22 protein-coding genes are annotated in these 21,648 nt (G+C 47.4%); all 22 read left to right on the top strand.

Annotated features, from left to right (window positions below):
- The first annotated feature begins 36 nt into the window (after positions 1 to 36).
- The 22 genes from glyA to MKY85_RS27085 all read left to right on the top strand — a co-directional run bounded on the left by glyA (position 37) and on the right by MKY85_RS27085 (position 21,524).
- Positions 37 to 1,284: a serine hydroxymethyltransferase gene (glyA, locus tag MKY85_RS27190; RefSeq protein WP_253441329.1), complete on the top strand. Its 1,248-nt coding sequence runs from the start codon at positions 37 to 39 to the stop codon at positions 1,282 to 1,284.
- Positions 1,285 to 1,707: 423 nt separating this feature from the next.
- Positions 1,708 to 2,337 (top strand): uracil phosphoribosyltransferase, encoded by a 630-nt coding sequence (gene upp, locus MKY85_RS27185; RefSeq protein WP_017691929.1) that lies wholly within the window; start codon positions 1,708 to 1,710, stop codon positions 2,335 to 2,337.
- Positions 2,338 to 2,387: 50 nt separating this feature from the next.
- A complete protein-coding gene (gene wecB / locus MKY85_RS27180) occupies positions 2,388 to 3,545 on the top strand; it encodes a UDP-N-acetylglucosamine 2-epimerase (non-hydrolyzing) (protein ID WP_339238198.1) in 1,158 nt (385 codons plus the stop codon).
- Positions 3,546 to 3,731: 186 nt separating this feature from the next.
- The gene (locus MKY85_RS27175; protein ID WP_024632723.1) at positions 3,732 to 3,986 is read left to right on the top strand and encodes an AtpZ/AtpI family protein; all 255 of its coding nucleotides are present in this window, start codon (positions 3,732 to 3,734) and stop codon (positions 3,984 to 3,986) included.
- Positions 3,979 to 4,356, top strand: coding sequence for an ATP synthase subunit I (locus tag MKY85_RS27170; RefSeq protein WP_062836961.1), 378 nt, complete (start codon positions 3,979 to 3,981; stop codon positions 4,354 to 4,356). The genes MKY85_RS27175 and MKY85_RS27170 overlap by 8 nt, the downstream gene beginning before the upstream one ends.
- Before the next feature lie 45 nt (positions 4,357 to 4,401).
- Positions 4,402 to 5,220 (top strand): F0F1 ATP synthase subunit A, encoded by an 819-nt coding sequence (gene atpB, locus MKY85_RS27165; RefSeq protein ID WP_339238196.1) that lies wholly within the window; start codon positions 4,402 to 4,404, stop codon positions 5,218 to 5,220.
- A gap of 78 nt (positions 5,221 to 5,298) precedes the next feature.
- Positions 5,299 to 5,523 carry a F0F1 ATP synthase subunit C gene (atpE, locus tag MKY85_RS27160; protein WP_017691934.1) on the top strand — a complete coding sequence of 75 codons (225 nt, stop codon included), beginning with the start codon at positions 5,299 to 5,301 and terminating at the stop codon, positions 5,521 to 5,523.
- 113 nt (positions 5,524 to 5,636) lie between these two features.
- The gene (atpF, locus tag MKY85_RS27155; RefSeq protein WP_339238194.1) at positions 5,637 to 6,125 is read left to right on the top strand and encodes a F0F1 ATP synthase subunit B; all 489 of its coding nucleotides are present in this window, start codon (positions 5,637 to 5,639) and stop codon (positions 6,123 to 6,125) included.
- On the top strand, positions 6,122 to 6,670 hold the full coding sequence (locus MKY85_RS27150) for a F0F1 ATP synthase subunit delta (RefSeq protein WP_036612565.1): 549 nt from the start codon (positions 6,122 to 6,124) through the stop codon (positions 6,668 to 6,670). The genes atpF and MKY85_RS27150 overlap by 4 nt, the downstream gene beginning before the upstream one ends.
- 16 nt (positions 6,671 to 6,686) lie before the next feature.
- Positions 6,687 to 8,201, top strand: a complete 1,515-nt coding sequence (atpA, locus tag MKY85_RS27145; protein WP_047840700.1) for a F0F1 ATP synthase subunit alpha — start codon at positions 6,687 to 6,689, stop codon at positions 8,199 to 8,201.
- Between the two features lie 130 nt (positions 8,202 to 8,331).
- Positions 8,332 to 9,204, top strand: a complete 873-nt coding sequence (gene atpG, locus MKY85_RS27140; RefSeq protein ID WP_076209796.1) for an ATP synthase F1 subunit gamma — start codon at positions 8,332 to 8,334, stop codon at positions 9,202 to 9,204.
- Between the two features lie 95 nt (positions 9,205 to 9,299).
- Positions 9,300 to 10,703, top strand: a complete 1,404-nt coding sequence (gene atpD / locus MKY85_RS27135; RefSeq protein WP_047840699.1) for a F0F1 ATP synthase subunit beta — start codon at positions 9,300 to 9,302, stop codon at positions 10,701 to 10,703.
- 60 nt (positions 10,704 to 10,763) lie between these two features.
- Positions 10,764 to 11,168 (top strand): F0F1 ATP synthase subunit epsilon, encoded by a 405-nt coding sequence (locus MKY85_RS27130; protein ID WP_062836965.1) that lies wholly within the window; start codon positions 10,764 to 10,766, stop codon positions 11,166 to 11,168.
- 608 nt (positions 11,169 to 11,776) lie between these two features.
- A complete protein-coding gene (locus MKY85_RS27125; protein ID WP_124116534.1) occupies positions 11,777 to 12,034 on the top strand; it encodes a DUF1146 family protein in 258 nt (85 codons plus the stop codon).
- Between the two features lie 522 nt (positions 12,035 to 12,556).
- Positions 12,557 to 13,903, top strand: a complete 1,347-nt coding sequence (gene murA, locus MKY85_RS27120; protein ID WP_082762960.1) for a UDP-N-acetylglucosamine 1-carboxyvinyltransferase — start codon at positions 12,557 to 12,559, stop codon at positions 13,901 to 13,903.
- Positions 13,904 to 14,373: 470 nt separating this feature from the next.
- A complete protein-coding gene (gene spoIID / locus MKY85_RS27115; protein ID WP_342571210.1) occupies positions 14,374 to 15,714 on the top strand; it encodes a stage II sporulation protein D in 1,341 nt (446 codons plus the stop codon).
- A gap of 683 nt (positions 15,715 to 16,397) precedes the next feature.
- Positions 16,398 to 17,138, top strand: a complete 741-nt coding sequence (locus MKY85_RS27110) for a M23 family metallopeptidase (RefSeq protein ID WP_253441323.1) — start codon at positions 16,398 to 16,400, stop codon at positions 17,136 to 17,138.
- Positions 17,139 to 17,308: 170 nt separating this feature from the next.
- Positions 17,309 to 17,596: a sporulation transcriptional regulator SpoIIID gene (gene spoIIID, locus MKY85_RS27105; RefSeq protein ID WP_024632710.1), complete on the top strand. Its 288-nt coding sequence runs from the start codon at positions 17,309 to 17,311 to the stop codon at positions 17,594 to 17,596.
- A 219-nt stretch (positions 17,597 to 17,815) separates the two neighbouring features.
- Positions 17,816 to 18,814 carry a rod shape-determining protein gene (locus tag MKY85_RS27100; RefSeq protein ID WP_253441322.1) on the top strand — a complete coding sequence of 333 codons (999 nt, stop codon included), beginning with the start codon at positions 17,816 to 17,818 and terminating at the stop codon, positions 18,812 to 18,814.
- A 102-nt stretch (positions 18,815 to 18,916) separates the two neighbouring features.
- A complete protein-coding gene (locus MKY85_RS27095) occupies positions 18,917 to 19,801 on the top strand; it encodes a flagellar hook-basal body protein (protein WP_342571209.1) in 885 nt (294 codons plus the stop codon).
- 646 nt (positions 19,802 to 20,447) lie between these two features.
- The gene (locus tag MKY85_RS27090; protein WP_339238184.1) at positions 20,448 to 21,287 is read left to right on the top strand and encodes a flagellar hook-basal body protein; all 840 of its coding nucleotides are present in this window, start codon (positions 20,448 to 20,450) and stop codon (positions 21,285 to 21,287) included.
- Between the two features lie 12 nt (positions 21,288 to 21,299).
- Positions 21,300 to 21,524: a DNA-directed RNA polymerase subunit beta gene (locus tag MKY85_RS27085; RefSeq protein ID WP_342571208.1), complete on the top strand. Its 225-nt coding sequence runs from the start codon at positions 21,300 to 21,302 to the stop codon at positions 21,522 to 21,524.
- Positions 21,525 to 21,648: the final 124 nt, after the last annotated feature.

The raw sequence follows: 21,648 nt of genomic DNA, 5'->3' as shown, positions 1-21,648 counted from the left end.
TTTATAACTTCACTTATAACTGGGAGGAATTTAATCATGGAACAATTGCGCAAGAATGACCCGGCAGTACTGGAAGCGATGAATCTTGAACTGAAACGTCAACAGAACAACATCGAACTGATTGCATCCGAGAACATCGTGAGTGAAGCAGTAATCGAAGCATTGGGATCTGTACTGACCAACAAGTACGCTGAAGGCTATCCAGGTAAACGTTACTATGGCGGTTGTGAGCATGTGGACGTTGTTGAAGACATTGCGCGTGATCGTGCCAAAGAATTGTTCGGAGCAGAACACGTGAATGTTCAACCTCACTCCGGCGCACAAGCGAACATGGCAGTATATCTTGCAGCGTTGAAACCTGGTGATACTGTACTTGGTATGAACCTTGCCCATGGTGGACACCTCACGCACGGTAGCCCGGTTAACGCTTCCGGTTTACTGTACAACTTTGTGGCATACGGCGTGCAGGAAGATACATTCCTGATTGATTATGATGAAGTGCGCAAAGCGGCTTTCAAACACCGCCCTCGTCTGATCGTTGCAGGTGCAAGTGCATATCCGCGTACCATTGATTTTGAAAAGCTGGCTTCCATCGCCAATGATGTAGGTGCTTTGTTCATGGTGGATATGGCTCATATTGCAGGATTGGTTGCTGCTGGTTTGCATCCAAACCCGGTTCCACATGCGCATTTCGTAACAACAACAACACACAAAACGTTGCGTGGACCTCGTGGTGGTATGATTCTGTGCCGTAAAGCATGGGCAGCAGCGATTGATAAAGCGGTATTCCCGGGTTCCCAAGGTGGTCCTTTGATGCACGTAATTGCTTCCAAAGCGGTAGCATTCGGAGAAGCTTTGCAACCAGAGTTCAAAACATATGCACAGAACGTTGTGAAAAACGCACAGGTTCTGGCTGAAACACTGATCGCTGAAGGCTTGAACATCGTATCCGGTGGTACAGATAACCACTTGATGCTGATCGACACACGCAGTGTGAACATCACAGGTAAAGAAGCTGAGCATGTACTTGATTCCATCGGTATTACCGTGAACAAAAATGCAATTCCATTCGACCCTACAAGCCCGTTTGTAACGAGTGGTATTCGAATTGGTACACCTGCTGCAACTTCCCGTGGTATGAACGAAGAAGCGATGGTTGCCATTGGTAAGATCATTGCCAAAACGTTGAAAAATCCAAAAGATACGGCGAAGCTGGATGAAGCGCGTGCAGAAGTGACTGCACTGACAGATCAATTCCCGCTCTATACCGACCTTAAATACTAAAAAACTTTGCTCATGCTGCTTTCTTTTGAGTTTGTTTAAATTGGAATACAAAAGACGAAGCTGGCAGAATGCAACCGGAGAAGCGAAGCGCTCGCCTTTATCCCCTGATTTTCTCCTTTTATAGGAGATCAAAGAAATCAGGGGATAACAGCGATCGAAGGTGCAATCTGTTTGCGGAGCATCACTTGTATTCATATTTTCCCCACTCAATGACATAACAGCATGAGCAAAACAGGACCGGATGGATCATTTTCCGGTCCTGTTTTTTATAGGATTCGGTATTCTGTAATGATTGGGTGCCCTTTGATGGTGTAATTCGTTGTTGGTGATGATATAATATACAGGATTTATCGAGCCCATGAATGGTGGCTAGGTATATTTGGAAATGCTGAACATGAAGAACTTACCGGAGGGACAAATTAGATGGGAAAATTAGTAATATGTGATCACCCTTTGATTCAACACAAACTGACGTTTATACGCGACATGCGTACGAATACGAAAGATTTTCGTGAATTGGTGGATGAAGTGGCAACGTTGATGGCTTATGAGATTACAAGAGATGTTGAACTGGAAACGATTGATGTACAGACACCTGTAGCTGCAACACAAGGTAAAGTCATCTCTGGACGCATGCTCGGACTGGTGCCGATTCTGCGTGCAGGACTCGGAATGCTGGATGGCGTTGTAAAATTGTTGCCAGCCGCAAAAGTTGGACATGTTGGTCTGTTCCGTGATCCGGAAACACTGCAACCGGTAGAATACTACACCAAACTGCCTACAGACGTGACAGAGCGTCAATTGATCGTAATTGATCCGATGCTTGCAACTGGCGGTTCGGCGATTGCAGCTATTGACGTGCTCAAAAAACGTGGCTGTACCCAAATCAAGATGATGAACCTGGTAGCAGCACCGGAAGGCGTTAAAGCTGTACAGGATGCACATCCTGATGTGGATATCTATGTCGCAGCACTGGACGACCGTCTGGATGATCATGGGTATATCGTTCCAGGACTTGGCGATGCAGGAGACCGTCTATACGGCACTAAATAAGCATATCTCATGCTTGTAATCGGAACTTATAGAAAAGGGGCTTTGCTCGAATGTCCAAGAAAATTAAAGTCATGACGATCTTCGGGGTGCGTCCGGAAGCCATCAAGATGGCTCCGCTTATTTTGGAATTGCAAAAACACCCCGAGTCTATTGAATCTATTGTTTGCGTAACTGCGCAGCATCGTCAGATGTTGGATCAGGTTCTTGAAGTTTTCGACATTCATCCCGATTATGATCTGGATGTGATGAAAGACCGTCAGACATTGAATGAAATTACGATTCGTGTATTAGGCGGTCTGGAGCCGGTATTGGCTGAAGCGAAGCCGGATATTGTGCTGGTTCACGGGGATACATTAACTACCTTTGTAGCAAGCTATGCAGCATTCTTGCAGCAGATCCAGGTAGGACATGTGGAAGCAGGACTTCGGACGTGGAACAAGCTTTCTCCATATCCGGAAGAGATGAACCGTCAGCTGACGGGCGTACTGGCAGATCTACACTTTGCGCCTACGGATTGGTCTTCTTCCAATCTTGCCAAAGAAAATAAATCAGAGTCTAGTACGTACGTCACAGGCAACACGGTAACAGATGTGTTTCAATATACAGTACGGGAGGACTACACACACCCGGTACTTGATTGGGCCCAAGGCAAACGCCTTGTGCTGATGACAGCTCATCGCCGTGAATCTCAAGGCGAGCCTCACCGCAACATTTTCCAGGCCGTCAAACGGATTGCCGACGAATTTGAAGATATTGCCATCGTGTACCCGGTGCATCCAAGTCCTGCTGTGAAGGAGCCGGCTCACGCGATTTTGGGGAATCATCCCCGTATTCAATTAATTGATCCACTAGACGTGGTGGATTTGCATAACTTTTACCCGCATACTCACTTGATTTTGACCGATTCAGGCGGTTTGCAGGAAGAAGCACCTTCGTTTGGTGTGCCTGTGCTCGTATTGCGCGATACGACAGAGCGCCCGGAAGGTATTGAAGCTGGAACGCTGGAACTGGTAGGTACCGAAGAGGAACGTGTGTATGAACGGACCAAAGCTCTGCTTACAGACAAAACCCTGTATGAAAGCATGAGCCAGGCTGCCAATCCATACGGTGATGGACATGCTTCGGAAAGAATTGTCAATGCGATTCTGCACCATTTTGGTGTAAATAGTGAGCGTCCGGAATCATTTCACAGAAAATTCAAAAAATAATACAATTTTTCTGACGGATTTATAAAGGGCATAGCATACAGTTAAACTGTACGGTTTACGCGGGTTTATGGGCTTTGAGGGTCTGTATTCCCGTCGTTTTCCCCTTTAAAACGCTAAAATCATTCAATTGACAAAGGCTCTCATCATTCAGTAAAATTAACTGGGATTGCAAGGGTGGCGTGGAAAATGGCCGATTCGAACAAACCAAATTCATCCCGTAACCATGACGATAATGTATGGAAAGCGATGGGGCTCGTGACAGCTTTTGGGATCGAGATTGCCATTCTCGCTGTTGCCGGATATTACGCTGGCTCCTGGTTGGACAAGACCATCGGAGGTAACGGAATATGGATCGCCGTAAGCGTTCTCTTTTTTCTTGCGGCTGGCGGTGTAAGCATCTACTTTATCGCGAAAAAATTCATGGGGGAAAGTGATGAGTGAACTAACCAGATACCGCAGATCGATGACTGTTTTCATCATGTACTTTCTTATGATTTGTTTTCTCGCAGCGGCCTTTATGCCACGTGTGGAGACAATTGCTTTGGGACTAGCCCTGGGTACAGGAATTAGCTGGATCAATGCATTTTACTTGGGCTACAAAGTAAGGAAAATGTCTGATGATGCGGCAGAAGGTAACTTGAAGCGTGTGAACCTGGGATTTTTGACAAGAGCGGCACTCGCTGTGCTCGGTATATTCATATCGATGCGCTTTCCGCAGTACTTCAATACATATGCGGTTGCAGGCGGTCTCGTCATTGCACAATTTTCCTTACTGATTATAGGGATTGTCCATTCCCGCAGAGCAGAATGAAGTTAAGGGCTGCAGCTTTCAAGTCGAGAAAGGGGTGAGAAAAATATGCATGAAGCTCCAATTATTATGCTTGGCGGATTTCGACTGGATCTATCGGTTGTGTTGATGCTGGTAGTTACAGGTGCCCTTGTTTTTATTTTTGCTGTACTGGCCACACGAAGACTATCCGTTGAAAACCCCGGCAAGCTGCAAAATTTTATGGAGTGGGCAGTAGAATTCGTCCGCAATCTGATTTCCAGTACAATGGATATGAAGAAAGGTAAACATTTTATCTCTCTCGCTCTTTCCATGATTATGTTCATTTTTGTAGGAAACATGCTCGGACTTCCGTTCCAAGCGGTAACTGCAGTGGACAGCGCAGAACATGCGCAAGTGTTCGGTAAACCGATTGTTACAGCGGTGGAAGCGTTTGAAGAAGCGCATGCCAAGGACCCTGAAGCACACCCACACGTTGAACTGGCTTGGTGGAAATCACCGACAGCCGACTTGTCTGTAACGATGGGACTCGCTCTCGTAGCGTTCCTTGTATCTCATGGACTGGGATTGTTCCGCAACACCAAAGGATATCTCCAGCATTACCTTAAGCCATTCGCCTTGTTCTTGCCAATCAACTTGATTGAGACGGCATCCAAGCTGTTGACACACGGTATGCGTCTATTCGCGAATATCTTCGCGGGTGAGGTACTGATCGCAACGATCCTGAAACTGACCACATTCAAAGTGTTTGGTGCTATCGCAGCAATTCCGTTATTAATGGTGTGGCAAGGCTTTAGTATCTTTATCGGCGCGATCCAGGCATTTGTGTTTGTTATCTTGATGATGGTGTACATTTCACAGAGCATCGAGACGCACGACGAGCATTAAGTTTCAAGCCCTACGAAGAATTCTTCACCAGGCTGAACAATAAAAAATTCGATTTATCATTTTAAGGAGGATATACAAATGGGAGCAATGGCATTAATCGCAGCAGCAATTGTTGCAGGACTGGGCGCGTTTGGCGCAGGTATTGGTAACGGTATGGTAATCAGCAAAACGGTGGAAGGTATTGCCCGTCAACCGGAAGCAAAATCCACTCTTCAAACAACAATGTTTATCGGTGTAGGTTTGATCGAGGTATTGCCGATCATCGGTGTGGTACTCGCGTTCATGTTCTACGGTATGGCTTAATTAAATTTTAAAGGTTTGGCGGGGAAGGCCATAGCCATCCGCGCCTTCTTTTTAGGTAATGTCCGTTCTAACGGATGACGTTTTAAGGATACCTCCAGGAAGGAGTGAACAGATTGAGTTTCATATGGGAAAATACGCTTCTTGCGATTGTTGCATTTGCAATTTTATACTGGCTGCTTAGCCGTTATGCCTTCGGGCCTTTGTTCTCCATTATGGAAAAACGTCGTGAACTCGTGATGACGCAGATGAATGAGGCTGCACAGACTCGGGAACAGGCCATTGCCTATGTGGAGGAACAAAAACAAGCTCTTGAGCAAGCACGTAAAGATGCTTACGACATCATTGAACAGTCCAAACAAACGGGTGGCAAACAAGCTGAATCGATTTTGGCTGATGCGAAAGCTGAAGCTAATCGTCTGAAAGACGATGCAGTACGCGAAATCGAGAGCGAGAAGAACAAAGCAGTCGCAGCACTTCGCAGCGAACTGGGTACAGCTTCCGTTCAGATTGCATCCAAGTTGATCAAAAAAGAAGTTGAGAACGGTCCTGCACAAGAAGAGCTTGTGAACCAATACCTCAATGAGGTAGGAGGCCGACAATGAGCCGCGATACGATTGTTGCCAAGCGTTATGCGAAAGCATTGTTCGAAGTTGCTCTTCAGCAACAGCAGGTGCTTGAGGTTGAACAGGAACTGGTTGCAGTAGTCAGTGCATTGACCGGAGATGCAGATATCGAGAAATTTATCGTATCCCCTAATATCTCTGATGAAGCCAAGCAGAACGTGATTCACTCAAGTCTTGATGGCAAGGTATCCGATTCAGTCCTTCGTACAGTCTTGTTGTTGATTGAACGCGGACGCGTTGAATTGCTGGGAGACTTACTGAATGATTATCGGAAGATCCAAGGTGAGTCGCTGGGCATCGCTGATGCACGTGTCTACTCGACTTATGCGTTGAATGATGAAGAAAAAGAAGCGGTAGCCCGTGAATTCGGTGGCCGTGTGAATAAAAAGATTCGTATCGAGAATATTGTTGATCCGACTCTGCTGGGCGGATTGAAAGTCGCCATTGGCGATACGATCTATGACGGCAGCTTGGCTGGCAAGCTCGAACGTCTTGAGCAGTCTTTTAACAGACGAGTACAGTAGATTGGGGTGAGGACACTTGAGTATCAAACCAGAAGAAATCAGTACATTAATTAAGAGCCAAATCGAACAATACAAGACCGATATCGATGTAGTCGAAGTCGGAACGGTAATCGAGGTTGGTGATGGTATCGCTCGTGTTTACGGACTTGAGAACGTCATGTCCAACGAGTTGGTTGAATTCCCAAGCGGTGTTATGGGACTCGCCATGAACGTGGAAGAAAGCAATGTCGGTGTCGTTATCCTGGGACCTTACTACGATATTCGTGAAGGTGACCAAGTGAAACGTACGGGCCAAATCATGCAAGTGCCTGTAGGCGAAGCATTGATTGGACGCGTTGTGAACCCGCTCGGTATTCCAGTGGATGGCAAAGGGCCAATCGCTACAACGGAATTCCGTCCGGTTGAAGGTAAAGCACCAGGCGTAATGGATCGTAAATCGGTTCATGAGCCGATGCAAACAGGGATCAAAGCCATTGATGCGATGGTTCCAATCGGCCGTGGACAACGTGAGTTGATCATCGGTGACCGTCAAACAGGTAAAACATCTATCGCAATTGATGCGATCCTGAACCAAAAAGGTAGCGGCATGAAGTGTATCTATGTGGCTATTGGTCAGAAACAGTCTACGGTTGCTCAAGTTGTGGAAACCCTTCGTCGTAAAGGCGCAATGGAGTACACGATTGTTGTAACTGCAGCAGCTTCCGATCCATCACCACTGTTGTACATCGCACCGTATTCCGGTTGTTCGATGGGTGAGTACTTCATGTACAAAGGCGAGCACGTTCTGGTCATCTATGATGACTTGACCAAACAAGCCTCTGCATACCGTGAGCTTTCCTTGTTGCTTCGTCGTCCACCGGGCCGTGAGGCTTATCCGGGTGACGTCTTCTACCTGCACTCCCGTTTGCTGGAGCGTGCTGCGAAGCTGAATGATGAACTTGGTGGTGGTTCTTTAACCGCACTGCCGTTCATTGAAACACAAGCTTCCGACGTATCTGCATACATCCCAACGAACGTAATCTCCATCACGGACGGACAAATCTTCCTGGAAGCTGACTTGTTCAATGCTGGACAACGCCCGGCGATCAACGTAGGTATTTCCGTATCCCGTGTCGGTGGTTCTGCTCAGATCAAAGCGATGAAAAAGGTTGCAGGTTCCCTGCGTCTCGACCTCGCTCAATATCGTGAGCTTCAAGCGTTCTCCCAGTTCGGTTCCGATCTGGATAAAGCGACTCAGGCCCGCCTGAATCGTGGTGCGCGTATGATGGAAATCCTGAAGCAAGGTGTTAACCAGCCTCTGCCTGTAGAACAACAGGTTGTCAGCTTGTACACTGCGGTTAAAGGATTCCTGGATGAGATTCCAACAGGTGATGTTACTCGTTTCGAGCGTGAGTTCCTTGCGTTCATGGAGAGCAGCCATCCGGAGATTCTTGCATCCATCCGTGATACTAAAGAATTGACTGCAGACAACGAAAATGCACTGAAAGGTGCAATCGAGAAGTTCAGAAAAAGCTTTGCTGTCTCTGTCTAAATAAATGATTGCAGGTGCGGAGTTGTCTAACCGATTCCGCATGTCTGCATGTAATACGTTGACTCTGTCAAAACAGGGTTGTGCTTACGATGTAGTTTTGACTTTGTCAAAACTTTAAGGTGGTGAAATCATGGCAAAAGGCATGCGCGAAATTAAGCGGCAAATTAAAAGCGTACAAAGCACCAAGCAGATCACCAAAGCAATGGAGATGGTAGCTGCTGCAAAACTGCGTAAAGCGCAGGAAAAAGCGGAAGCAGCCCGTCCTTATTCGGAGAAACTGAAAGAAGTTGTAGCGAGTATTGCATCTAGCACGCAAGGCATACAGCATCCGATGCTGGAGAGCCGTCCCGTCAAAAAGACAGCTTACCTGATCATTACATCGGACCGTGGTCTTGCGGGTGGATACAATGCGAACGTTTTGCGTCAGGTTAATCAGACGCTCAAAGAGCGCCACAACTCCCAGGATGACTACGAATTGTTCGTCATTGGACGTAAGGGACGCGACTACTTCAGACGTCGTGAAATGGCGATGGCATCCACAACAACGGATCTGTCGGATTCGCCTTCATTTGCAGATATCAAATCCATCGCACACGAAGCTGTTCATGGGTTTGAACTGGCTGAATTTGATGAATTGTACATTTGTTATAACCGCTTTGTGAATGCGTTGACCCAGATTCCTACGGTAGAAAAACTTCTTCCAATGGAAACACCTGAGGTAACTGCTGCGGAAGGACCAACGGCAAGCTACGAATACGAGCCGTCTGCTGAAGCTGTACTTGAAGTTTTGCTTCCGCGTTATGCGGAAACGCTGATCTATGGTGCACTTCTGAACGGTAAGGCGAGTGAGCTGGGTGCGAAAATGACGGCAATGGGTAATGCAACCAAAAATGCATCTAAACTCATTAATGACTTGTCATTGACATACAACCGTGCCCGCCAAGCGGCGATTACGCAGGAGATTACGGAAATTGTGGCAGGTGCCAACGCAGCACAAGGCTAACCGTTTTTTTATTAATGAAGGCTTGCAGAGCAAAGATAAACGAACGGTACATTATTTTTGCAAAAGTAGCAGGCTTGTAGGAGGGGAACGTTAAGATGAACAAAGGACGCGTTGTGAGCATCATGGGTCCGGTTGTTGACGTCGAGTTTGATCGCGGCGGTCTGCCGGAAATCCTCAATGCCATTACGATCACTACAGTAAGTGAGAGCGGCGTTAGTGTAAACCTTACACTCGAAGCTTCGAAACATCTGGGTGACAACCGAGTACGTTGTATTGCGATGTCCTCCACGGATGGACTTGTTCGTGGTATGGAAGCTTTAGATACAGGAGCACCAATCTCTGTACCTGTCGGTGAAGCAACACTGGGTCGTGTATTTAACGTACTCGGCGAAGCAATTGATACTGGCGGTGCCGTAGCTGCTGAGCACAAGAACCCGATTCACCGTTCAGCACCTGCATTTGATGAACTGACTACCCAAGCAGAGATGCTGGAGACAGGAATCAAAGTTATCGACTTGCTTGCTCCTTACGCTAAAGGTGGTAAGATCGGTCTCTTCGGCGGTGCCGGTGTAGGTAAGACGGTAACCATTCAGGAATTGATCAACAACATCGCACAAGAACACGGTGGTATCTCCGTATTCGCGGGTGTTGGTGAGCGTACACGTGAAGGTAATGACTTGTATCACGAGATGAGTGATTCCGGCGTTATCAACAAAACAGCAATGGTCTTCGGACAAATGAACGAGCCTCCAGGCGCACGTCTTCGTGTAGCCCTCACAGGTCTGACCATGGCGGAATACTTCCGTGATGAAGAAGGCCGTGACGTGTTGCTCTTTATCGATAATATCTTCCGTTTCACCCAAGCGGGTTCAGAAGTATCTGCCTTGCTTGGACGTATGCCTTCCGCAGTAGGTTACCAACCTACGCTGGCAACAGAAATGGGTCAACTGCAAGAACGTATCACATCAACGAAAAAAGGTTCTGTAACATCCATCCAGGCCATCTACGTGCCTGCGGATGACTACACTGACCCGGCTCCTGCAACGACGTTTGCTCACTTGGATGCAACGACGAACCTGGAGCGTAAAATTTCCGAGATGGGTATCTACCCTGCGGTAGATCCACTGGCTTCCAGCTCCCGGATCTTGTCCCCTGAAGTTGTAGGTGAAGAACACTACAGCGTAGCTCAAGGCGTTAAACGTATCTTGGCGCGTTACAATGAATTGCAAGATATCATTGCGATCTTGGGTATGGACGAGTTGAGTGAGGAAGACAGAGCGCTTGTATACCGTGCTCGTAAAATCCAACGTTTCTTGTCCCAGCCTTTCCACGTTGCTGAAGCATTTAACGGTATTCCGGGTAAATACGTTCCGGTTAAAGAAACGGTGCGCAGCTTTAAAGAGATTCTCGAAGGTAAGTATGATGATCTTCCGGAAGCAGCTTTCCTCTTTGTTGGTACAATTGAAGAGGCAGTGGAGAAAGCCAAAACACTGGTTTAGTCTGAATCCAGGATTGTCCTTATGTGGGCTATCCTTCGGATAGTTTCAGGAGGGATGGAATTGAGCACCTTTTTGTTGGAGATTGTAACACCTGAGCGTCTGGTGTATTCAGAACAAGTGGATAGCATCACGGCTCGTGGTATTGAAGGGGAACTGGGCATTCTGCCTGGTCATATTCCTATGGTTACACCTTTGCAGATTGCACCAATCTATATTCGTAACGGAAAAGAAAATAAACAAGTTGCTATCGGTGGCGGGTTTATCGAAGTACGTAAAGATAAGGTTGTTGTACTCGCAGAGAGTGCTGAATTCCCGGAAAACATTGATGTGGACCGTGCGCGTGCGGCGAAAGAGCGGGCAGAACGTCGGCTTGCAAGCCAAAGCAATCAGGACCACTTTGATCACCGTCGTGCAGAGATTGCGCTGCAAAAAGCGGTTAACCGGATTAACGTTTTTGGCAAATAAACGATTCTTGGAAGCCCGGCGGCTTAGTCTGCCGGGCTTTTTTGAGTTTGTCTGATAGAATTGTTTTATCGAATATATCAAAATGGCTGACCACAAAATCTCATCATATCCCTTCAGTAAACAGAAGTATTTTAAGCAAAATATTCACCGATGATGAGGAATTGCATAGAATATAGGACTAAAGTAGTGGGCGTATTTACCACAAAGAGAACCATTTTTTTCATGAGAAAATTAAAATTATTTCCGAGGAAATGACAGAATCGATATCGAAATAGCGCTCTTTTATGTCGTTTTAGTCACAAAATCCCGGCAATTTAAAATTAAAATATTTGAGAAGTGGAAATCAATGTAATTGACAATGTATGATGAAAGAGCCTATATTCCATAGAGTCAGCAGAAGCAGGAAGCTGCGTAGTAGATTCCATAGTCTTGCACAGCCGGATTGTTGCTGCTCGTTCTTTGGGTATCAGGAGATTCCTGCCTGGCAGGAGTAAATCTGACAGTGCGCTCAGTATGTTGTGCTCAAGACATTCCAGTATACTAACAAGTTATGGGTGCCGGGCATATGATATGCTGATCGCTGCAACAAATCTGGAGGTAAAGAATATATGGATACTGATCTGACGAATCAGGTGAACCAGGCGTTAAGCACCAATGGCTTGGTCTCAATAATCGTCTCCCTTTTATGTATTGCGTTGTCTTGGTGGGCTTTGCAGAATCTCAAACTGGATTTAATCATCAGACAACCACGAGGTGCTCAGGGAAGACTGTTACATTTGTTGCTCGCCATCATTCTGGGGCATGCCGTTGCTGGCTTTGTCATTGACTACTTGTCATGGACTCAAATGTTGCGTAATTTGTTTTAATGTTGAGATGGTTGGTTAATCATCTGTTAGGCCCTTGAAGGAGCTCATTGTCGAATAACATCGATTAATTGTGTTAACAATTAGAGTATGAGTGGTCGGTAAAGAAATTAAGAAAAAAATGTGACGTAAAATTGGATGAATTTGAGATGTTTTATGTAAAAATGCTTGTATCGTACAATTCAACAATGTTATGATGGAAGTTAGGGAATTCACAATTGTTCACTTATTTTGTAGTTATAAACGGGATATCCGGTTCATGCCGGCTAATAACCATCCCACTCTGTCTGTTCTGATGCTCTGCTGGCTTGTAAGACACTAATTTTACATGCTGAATAGCAAGAAGCACGGCACATGGTATCATTGATATGGATTATAAAAACCAATTCTTTTCTGAACAGACATCTGTGGCAATATGCCAGAATATGTCGAAATTCCACACACAGCAACAGTCCTTTCTACACACAGTGGGGCTTACGTATTCCGGAATGAAGAAAAGGGAATAAAAGCGCGGAGGGAACCATGATGAGCAAATTTATCGTCCGCGGTGGCAAAAGGTTGACCGGAAGTGTCAAAGTTAGCGGCGCTAAAAATTCTGTTCTTCCGATCATCGCTGCCTCTCTCTTAGGGGAAGAAGGACAAAGCGTTATTATTGACGCGCCTCCTCTAGACGATGTGATGACGATTAACAAGGTGTTGGAATCGCTGGGAGCGGGAGTTACATACCGGGACGAAGTGATTACCGTAAATGCGGAGAAGCTTACTTCCTGTGAAGCCCCGTACGAATGGGTAAGTAAAATGCGGGCGTCTTTCCTGGTCATGGGGCCTCTGTTGACTCGAATGGGTCATACAAGAATCTCACTTCCTGGTGGATGTGCCATCGGTACACGGCCTATTGATCAGCATTTGAAAGGTTTTGAAGCCATGGGCGCAGAGATCAGCTTGGGCCAAGGTTATATCGAAGCTCGTAGCCAAGGACGGTTACGTGGCGCGAAAATTTATCTGGATGTGGCTTCCGTAGGTGCCACTCAAAATATTATGATGGCTGCAACATTGGCCGAAGGCGTAACTGTTCTGGAGAATGCTGCCAAAGAACCTGAGATTGTGGATCTTGCCAATTTCCTGAACGGAATGGGTGCCATCGTACGTGGTGCTGGTACTGGAGTCATCCGCATTGAAGGTGTGGAGAAACTCACAGGTGTTACACACACAGTCATTCCGGATCGGGTAGAAGCGGGTACGTATATGGCTGCTGCTGCAATTTCTGGTGGTGACGTGTACATTGAAGGTGCGATCTCTGATCATTTAGGCTCCGTTATTGCGAAGCTTGAAGAGATGGGTGTAACCATCCAACCGGATGAGAATGGCGTGCGTGTAATCGCAGATCGTCCTCTTAAGGCTGTGGATGTGAAAACATTACCATACCCAGGATTCCCGACAGATATGCAATCCCAGATGATGGCACTCTTGCTCGCATCTGAAGGAACAAGTGTTGTGACAGAGACTGTTTTTGAAAACCGATTCATGCATGTGGATGAGTTCCAATTGATGAATGCGGAGATCAAAGTTGAAGGACGTTCGTCCATCATCACAGGTAATGCCAAACTGAAGGGTGCCAAAGTAACGGCTACCGATTTGCGTGCGGGTGCCGCACTCATTATTGCAGGTCTTGTTGCTGAAGGTACAACGGAAGTGGGCGGTGTTCATCACATCGACCGTGGTTATGTACATCTGGCTGAGAAGCTTAACGGACTTGGCGCTGACATCTATCGGATCTCGGTTGATGAGCCTAAGCTGGAAGCAACCAAAGCTCCTAGTGAAAAAGTGGAGAAAGAAGTACCGATGTTTAAGGTGCAACCAACTTTGGCTTAACACTGGGTTGTATAGTGAAAATATGGTCCCTCTATGATGAACGACACGCTTGTGTGGTTTATGAATGCGTTGGAACGTATATTGTAAAAAAAATGATAAAGCTAAGCCATCTGGCTTGGCTTTTTTTGTGTTTACTTTTAACAAGATGATGAGAAATTTGATACCTGATTCTATTAATAGCTGGTCCTAATTTATATAACATAACATCGTATTCTGTACCAAGTCTGAACAAAATGAAAGAGCGCCTTTTTTAAGAATTTGGTTTACGGATAAACACCTATTTATGGCGACAAATCAGCATTTGTAAGAGATACACGGCAAAAAAAAGCAGGTGAGTGAATGGAAGGAAAAGGGCCTCGTTTCTCTTAAATCAGGTTCTATCAGATCGAGCTAGGTCATAACCTAAACTATGGATTTGAACAACACGACCGGCACATGACCGGCCATAGACAACGGAGGGTTATAGTCGAATGAAAGAAGCTCGTGTACAGGTAAAGGTACCCCTGATCCCTCGTCCAGGTATGCAAGAGCCGGAGGAGAATATCGTTTCTGGAGTGGAAAGAGACAAGCCTGCCCCATTAAATCTGAGGACTGTTCCATCACAGCCTGCAAGATTATCAAATCCAGGACGGGTGTCGACAGATGAGCTGGACCAGCAGGCAACCGAGCATATTCATATACCTGTAATTGAGCTGGATCAATTCCGCCGTGTGAAGCGTCGCCGAATGCGGACATTCGGGCGAAAACCCCGATGGGGACGCAACGCTACACGATGGCAACCTGCTGCCGCTGTATCTGCCTTATTGGCAATGGCTTTGCTGATTCCGGTCATTCTGGTATGGCCACGGACAACCGAATCACCCAAGCCGATCCCTGCTCCAACAGATGCCAGCAGTACAAAAACTCCAGCTCCTGTGCCAGCAGTTCCTGTTACCTATCCAGAACCCCAGGTACGCGTATACCTTTCTGCAACGGGCACAACAATGAATCTGCCGCTGGAAGACTATGTTACGGGGGTTGTGGCTGCTGAGATGCCGGCGGAATTCAGGCTGGAGGCGTTAAAGGCGCAGGCGATAGCGGCTCGCACGTTTATCGTGCGAAGGCTTGCTGCTAGTGATACAAGCGGTGTTCCATCAGGTGCGGCGGATGTGACGGATACGGTCAGCCATCAGGTGTTTATTCCGCCAGATCAGGTAAAAGCAGATTGGACTCGCCTAGGGAAGGCGAAGGAATGGGAGAAGCTGCAACAGGCTGTGCGCGAAAGTCGAGATACGGTGATGACATATCAGGGCAAGGCGATCACCGCATCCTTTTTTTCCACAAGTAATGGGTATACCGAGAATGCGGAGGATGTGTGGGGTAACGCTGTACCGTATCTGCAAAGTGTGGACAGTCCATGGGACAAAACCCTTGCCCCAGGCTACAAACAGACCGTTACCATGAAACGTAACGAGATTTTGCAGAAGCTGAACCTGGATGCCATTCCGGTTACCACCCAGAAGAGTGGGTCGTGGATGGAGGTATTGTCTACAACCAAAGGACATCGGATTAAGGAAATGCAGATTGCAGGTGAAACCTTCAGTGGTCCAGAGGTGCGCAAGCTACTTGGATTAAGATCTAGCCAGTTCAGTTGGAAGACCACAGGTGATGAGGTCCAGATTACAACGTATGGATACGGGCATGGTGTTGGCATGAGCCAATGGGGAGCAAACGGCATGGCGCAGGAGGGACACACGGCCACCCAGATTCTCAAGCACTACTATACTGGCATCTCATTCGGACAGGCATCCAAGATGCTTGCATCGAAGTAGGAGAGATGAACAAGGATGGATAGATATGAATGGACTCGAATGGGTAGGGATATGTGCGAATGTGTGCAAAAGGATGGGATGAGAGCAGTTTAAGTTTGTTTGATTGGAACTGTTCTAGGCTTCCTATATATCATTAGGGCGCTAACGAATCTGAGAGGTCTTATTAGATGATATCAGGACGAATCGAAATTCTAACGAATCTCAGACGCGTTATATCACGACATACTACGGTATTGGAGCGATAATAGGGCCAAAAAGAGTAATTAACATGCCTACGGTTCGTTAGAATTCCTAAGCTGAGTTTTCCCCGCCAATAAGGTCGCCTGAGTTCGTTAGAAATGTTTTATTATCTAATCGTCTCTACCAACCACCCATTCCGCAGCTTTCGAGATTCGGCTATATATGCGGAGAGTGCTAGCGTATGCAGAGCGCAGGGGACAGAAAAGACCTGAAGAAACGAAGTGTCCGCCTTTACTACTGGATTTCACCTTTGAAGGAAGGTGATAGAAGAAATCCGGTAGTAACCAGCGGTCGAAAGGTTTTCTGGCCCCGAAGCGGCGCACGCACTAATCACTCCCCCCACACACATATATAGCACTCTTTGAAACCTCCGTGAAAATAATTAGAGTCGCGCGTGTATAAAAGAGTTGCACCCGGTAACACTTGTTACTGAGGTGATCAAGATGAATGAACAAAACAAAAAAACAGTCCAAGAAGAAACTCCTAAAACAACTCAAGGAGTACCGGCTAGCCAGCCCTCTTCATGGAAAAGAGCAATGTCCAAACGCTGGGTCTTCCCGGCAGCCTACATCGCAGCAGCAGGCATTATACTAACCTTAGTGTGGGTCTATCAGGGAACAGGCGACAAAGCTATGAACCCGGACTCTGCTAGCGGGGTAGTAGAAACAGGTGCATCGGCGGGTACAGAAGGAACAGCAGCAGGCGGAGAAGAAGAAAGTGTGGAAGTTGTTGCCAAGTCGGAGAATTTTGTATGGCCGGTAGCGGTACCGTCTGAAATTTCGGTAGTAAAACCTTTCTATGATAGCGAAGCTTCAACCGAGGAACATGAAGCGGCAATGGTGCAGTACAATGATACATTCATCCCGAACACGGGTGTGGATCTGGCACGTGGGGATAACAAAACGTTTGAAGTCAAAGCAGCGCTTGCCGGTAAAGTTACCCGGGTTGAGCAAAATCCGCTCACAGGTCAAGTTGTGGAAATCACACACAGTGATAACCTGAAAACGGTATACCAAAGCTTGGCAGACGTCAAAGTGAAACAGGACGACGAAGTGAAACAGGGAGATGCGATTGCATCTGCTGGTGTCAATGAATTGGGTAAAACGCTTGGCAACCACCTTCACTTTGAAGTGTACGAAGATGGACAGCCGGTTAACCCGCAAGGATATCTTCCGGAAAAATAAATGATTTTTACCGCAGCAACATGATGGGCAGAGGGTTCAACCTCTGCTCTTTTTGTGCTTTTCAGAAAATAATGGGACCTTCGAAGCTTGTCACACCTCTAAACCGCGAATATATAGGCATGCTCCTCATATAATGTACCAAACTATCCACACAGTAGGGAGGCGGGAGCGTGCACGATTACATCAAGGAACGGACCATCAAAATTGGTCGCTGCATTGTTGAGACGAGGAATACGGTCCGTACCATAGCCAAAGAATTCGGCGTGTCAAAGAGTACTGTGCATAAGGATCTGACGGAGCGTCTGCCGGAAATCAACCCTGATCTTGCTGACCAGGTGAAACACATTTTGGAGTATCACAAATCAATCCGCCATTTGCGGGGCGGTGAAGCGACCAAAATTAAATACAAAAAAACGAGTGGCAAGAAACGTGAGGTGTTGGCTTCCGCCAAATCGTAAGCATCTGCACAAAGACGTAGGTCAAAAAGCTCACACATGCATTGAATCCCTCCCCTGAAGTATGATATGTTAAAAGCTGGTACAGGATCGAATTATGACATCTTATCAGCCCGATTTTTACATATATATGTTGCACTTTGTCGAACGAGCGGTGACGTGATAAGGGACTCTTTTTCACAGGATACGCTGACCAAATAATATCACTTTGGGGGCTCTTTTATGTTTAGCAAGGATATCGGTATTGATCTTGGCACGGCAAACGTGCTTATTCACGTGAAAGGAAGTGGGGTTGTCCTCGATGAACCTTCCGTCGTGACCATTGAAAGAGATACGAAGCGTGTCCTTGCTGTTGGGGAAGAAGCGCGTCGTATGGTGGGGCGTACTCCAGGTAACATTGTTGCCATTAGACCGCTGCGTGACGGCGTTATTGCGGACTTCGAGATTACGGAAGCGATGCTCAGACATTTCATTAATCGTGTGGGTGCAAGAAGCTGGTACAGCCACCCTCGGATTTTGATCTGTGCACCAACGAACATTACTTCCGTGGAACAGAAGGCCATCCGCGAAGCGGCAGAACGCAGCGGTGCCAAAGAAGTGTTTCTGGAAGAAGAGCCGAAAGCGGCAGCGATCGGTGCGGGAATGGATATTTTTCAGCCGAGCGGCAATATGGTCGTGGATATCGGCGGCGGTACGACTGACGTTGCAGTCCTGTCTATGGGCGACGTGGTCACCGCCTCTTCTATTAAAGTCGCAGGGGACAAGTTCGACGAAGCTATTATCAAGTTTATCAAAGCCAAGTACAAGCTTATGATCGGTGAACGGACCGCGGAAGATATCAAAATTGCGATTGGTTCCGTACATCCGGGTGGACGTCAAACCGAGATGGATATTCGCGGACGCGATATGGTATCCGGTCTGCCTGTTACCGTAACGGTATCGGGAAATGAAGTACAGGAAGCACTCTGGGATTCTGTGCAATCCATCATCGTAGCAGCAAAGTCGGTATTGGAACGTACACCGCCTGAATTGTCAGCGGACATTATCGATCGTGGTGTTGTATTGACAGGTGGAGGTGCATTGCTGAACGGACTGGACGAGCTTTTGTCCAATGAATTGCATGTACCTGTATGGGTTGCGGAAGATCCAATGCACTGTGTCGTGAAGGGGACAGGCATAATGCTGAATAATTTGGATCAGGTGGTTAAGAAAAAGTTCTAATCTGCCGATATAAAAAGCAAAGGTTCGCCATGCTCGGAAAGCAGAACGGACAAGCAGCTAACCTGCGATGCAGTGCACGCGCTTGAGGAGAGGGGTTAATACATGTTAAGAGGTCTGTACACCGCTACTGCGGGAATGATTACGCAACAACGCCGCCATGACACAGCAACACAGAATATCGTAAATATGAACACCACGGGATACAAACAGGTCAACAGCGTAAGCCGTTCCTTCCCGGAAATGCTCATTACCTTGGTAGGCGGAGATGCGAATCTTCCGACAAAGCGGCTGGGCAAGCTGAACACCGGGGTGTTCGCGGAAGAGAGTTTGTCCATGAATTTGCAGGGGACCATTATGGAGACGGGGCAGAAAAATGATTTTTCCATTTCATCCAATATGACGGTCAATGATCCGCAGACTGGACAACCTGTCCCTTTTGACGCATCTGGCAAATTTGTACGGGCTGATGGCACGGTAACTTATCAGCCTCAGGCGTATTTTACAGTTCAGGATGCAGAAGGTAACACCGGATATACACGCGATGGCCACTTCGAGATTACAGGAACGGGACAATTGCTGAGCTCAACAGGTTCACAAGTGTTGGATAATAATGGACAACCTATAGTGTTGACAGGTTCCGTAGAGCAATTTAAAGTGGATGAGCAAGGCCGTTTGGTGGATGCAGCAACCGGTGCACCGACAGGGGTTACTCTCGGCATTAGTGTCATTGACCAGCCGAATCAACTGGTTCGTCAAGGCGATGGCAATTTCAGTCTGAGTGATGAAAATGGGGCAACGGCCCGGATGATGGCTGCTGGTGATAATGTGCAGATCCGTCAGGGTTATCTGGAAGGCTCCAATGTTGATGCTTCACAGGCAACGGTCGATATGAACGCCGCATACCGGGCGTATGAAGCGAATCAGAAGGTCGTACAATTCTACGACCGCAGTTTGGATAAAGCCGTCAATGAAGTCGGGCGTGTATAACGCCGACGTTTAAATATAACCGCGCAGCGGAGAGCCAAACGCCCTTTGCGGAGCAAAGCAGAGAGGTTCACGCGTAGCGCAAGAGCCAAGACGCAGCCGAGCTTATGCGAGGAATGCGTAGAAGTACCTGAGCGCAGCGAGGGTCTCGACAGCCCTTTGCGAAGCAAAGCAGGGAGAGACCACGCGTAGCGCAAGAGCCTGGACGCAACCGAGCTTATGCGAGGAATGCGTGGCAGTACTTGAGCGAAGCGAGGGTCTCGACAGCCCTTTGCGGAGCAAAGCAGGGAGAGACCACGCGTAGCGCAAGAGCCTGGGCGCAGCCGAGCTTATGCGAGGAATGCGTGGCAGTACTTGAGCGAAGCGACGGTCTCGACAGCCCTTTGCGAAGCAAAGCAGGGAAGAGACCACGCGGAGCTACCACGCCGCATAAAGAGCGTGCCGGGTTATGATTCAGCCATGTTAAACTATGGCGAGGATCATAACCCGGCAGTCGCGGCGAACACACACCACCGTCACTTAGCAAGATCGTACCCCACTTACCTAATCCGCCTGTTTCGGGAGTCCAGAGGGCAGCGCCATCTGGGGCCCTCCCTACTAGGGAGGGTTTGGGAGGGTGGACAGGACACAAGGGGAGGGTAAACCACCGATGAATAATTCGATGATTAGTGCCAAGGTTTCCATGACTGCCATACAGCAACGATTGGATGTCATTGCCGATAATATTGCCAACGTGAATACGGCAGGCTATAAGAGCAAGCAAGCGGCCTTCGAGGATGTGCTGACCCGGGTGCAACAACAACCGGACAAGTACAAACTGGATGGACGCTCCACACCGATGGGATATAACCTCGGTTTTGGTGCTCGTTTGGCGGATGTGACGAAGGATATGTCTCAAGGCCCCTTGAACGAGACCGGTCTTCCGACTGATCTGGCCATTGAAGGAAATGCCATGTTTGCAGTTGAAGCGAACGGGGAGAAAATGTGGACACGTCAGGGTGCATTTCATTTTGTACCGGATACAAGACCAAAAGCTAATCCAAATGCACCAGATATGATGGTGATGGTCAATGGTGAAGGTCACTTTGCTCTGGATCGTCAAGGTAATCGCATTACGGCACCGAATAATAGCAAAGTTGCTTTTGATGAAAATGGCAACCTGTTAATCCGACGCGGTAATGAGGCGAACGCAATCATTGGGGCACAACTCCAAGTGGTAGACATTGAACGCCCTGAAGGTCTGGTACAATATGCGGATAACCTGTTCGGCCTGGATGCGGGATTAACCGAGGATGATGTATTTGGCGCGAATGCAGCTACACGTCAAGCAGCTGCCTTAATCCGTCCAGGATTTCTGGAGCAATCCAATGTGGATATGACACAGGAGATGACTCTGCTTATGCAAGGACAGCGGACATATCAACTGGCGGCCAAGGCGCTAACTTCAAGTGATTCCATGTTGGGTCTCGCCAACAATATGAGAGCGTAAAAGGTGAATGTGATGACAGAAACACAGCAGCAGAACAGTAAGCCAGAGAAAAAGGAAGTCAAGAAGAAGAAGAGTGGATGGCGCATCGTTAGATGGTTCCTGGTCCCGGCCCTGCTTGTTCTTGCCCTCGCTGGCGGAATGGTAGCTGGATATGTGGTACTGGGCAAACAGGATATCGGTTCCGTATGGCAATGGAGTACATGGGAACATGTATATAATCTAGTGTTCGCTCCATAATGTAACGAGTTAAGCGAAAACTCCTGCGCAGGCAGGAGTTTTCTTTTTGACGTTGAAAACAGTATAATGATGGATGACGTTTGACGTCAAAAGAGGCCTCCCCTGCGAAAGACATTCGTCATCG

The sequence above is a fragment of the Paenibacillus sp. FSL R5-0749 genome (genome assembly GCF_038595085.1).
GTDB lineage: Bacteria > Bacillota > Bacilli > Paenibacillales > Paenibacillaceae > Paenibacillus.
Note: the sequence above shows the minus strand (reverse complement) of the source record. Positions and strands in the feature narration are given on the sequence as shown.

Coding starts and splice junctions, on each gene's coding strand:
- glyA (WP_253441329.1), top strand. CDS start 37: ATGGAACAATTGCGCAAGAATGACCCGGCAGTACTGGAAGCGATGAAT.
- upp (WP_017691929.1), top strand. CDS start 1,708: ATGGGAAAATTAGTAATATGTGATCACCCTTTGATTCAACACAAACTG.
- wecB (WP_339238198.1), top strand. CDS start 2,388: ATGTCCAAGAAAATTAAAGTCATGACGATCTTCGGGGTGCGTCCGGAA.
- MKY85_RS27175 (WP_024632723.1), top strand. CDS start 3,732: ATGGCCGATTCGAACAAACCAAATTCATCCCGTAACCATGACGATAAT.
- MKY85_RS27170 (WP_062836961.1), top strand. CDS start 3,979: ATGAGTGAACTAACCAGATACCGCAGATCGATGACTGTTTTCATCATG.
- atpB (WP_339238196.1), top strand. CDS start 4,402: ATGCATGAAGCTCCAATTATTATGCTTGGCGGATTTCGACTGGATCTA.
- atpE (WP_017691934.1), top strand. CDS start 5,299: ATGGGAGCAATGGCATTAATCGCAGCAGCAATTGTTGCAGGACTGGGC.
- MKY85_RS27150 (WP_036612565.1), top strand. CDS start 6,122: ATGAGCCGCGATACGATTGTTGCCAAGCGTTATGCGAAAGCATTGTTC.
- atpG (WP_076209796.1), top strand. CDS start 8,332: ATGGCAAAAGGCATGCGCGAAATTAAGCGGCAAATTAAAAGCGTACAA.
- atpD (WP_047840699.1), top strand. CDS start 9,300: ATGAACAAAGGACGCGTTGTGAGCATCATGGGTCCGGTTGTTGACGTC.
- MKY85_RS27125 (WP_124116534.1), top strand. CDS start 11,777: ATGGATACTGATCTGACGAATCAGGTGAACCAGGCGTTAAGCACCAAT.
- murA (WP_082762960.1), top strand. CDS start 12,557: ATGAGCAAATTTATCGTCCGCGGTGGCAAAAGGTTGACCGGAAGTGTC.
- spoIID (WP_342571210.1), top strand. CDS start 14,374: ATGAAAGAAGCTCGTGTACAGGTAAAGGTACCCCTGATCCCTCGTCCA.
- MKY85_RS27110 (WP_253441323.1), top strand. CDS start 16,398: ATGAATGAACAAAACAAAAAAACAGTCCAAGAAGAAACTCCTAAAACA.
- MKY85_RS27100 (WP_253441322.1), top strand. CDS start 17,816: ATGTTTAGCAAGGATATCGGTATTGATCTTGGCACGGCAAACGTGCTT.
- MKY85_RS27095 (WP_342571209.1), top strand. CDS start 18,917: ATGTTAAGAGGTCTGTACACCGCTACTGCGGGAATGATTACGCAACAA.
- MKY85_RS27090 (WP_339238184.1), top strand. CDS start 20,448: ATGAATAATTCGATGATTAGTGCCAAGGTTTCCATGACTGCCATACAG.
- MKY85_RS27085 (WP_342571208.1), top strand. CDS start 21,300: ATGACAGAAACACAGCAGCAGAACAGTAAGCCAGAGAAAAAGGAAGTC.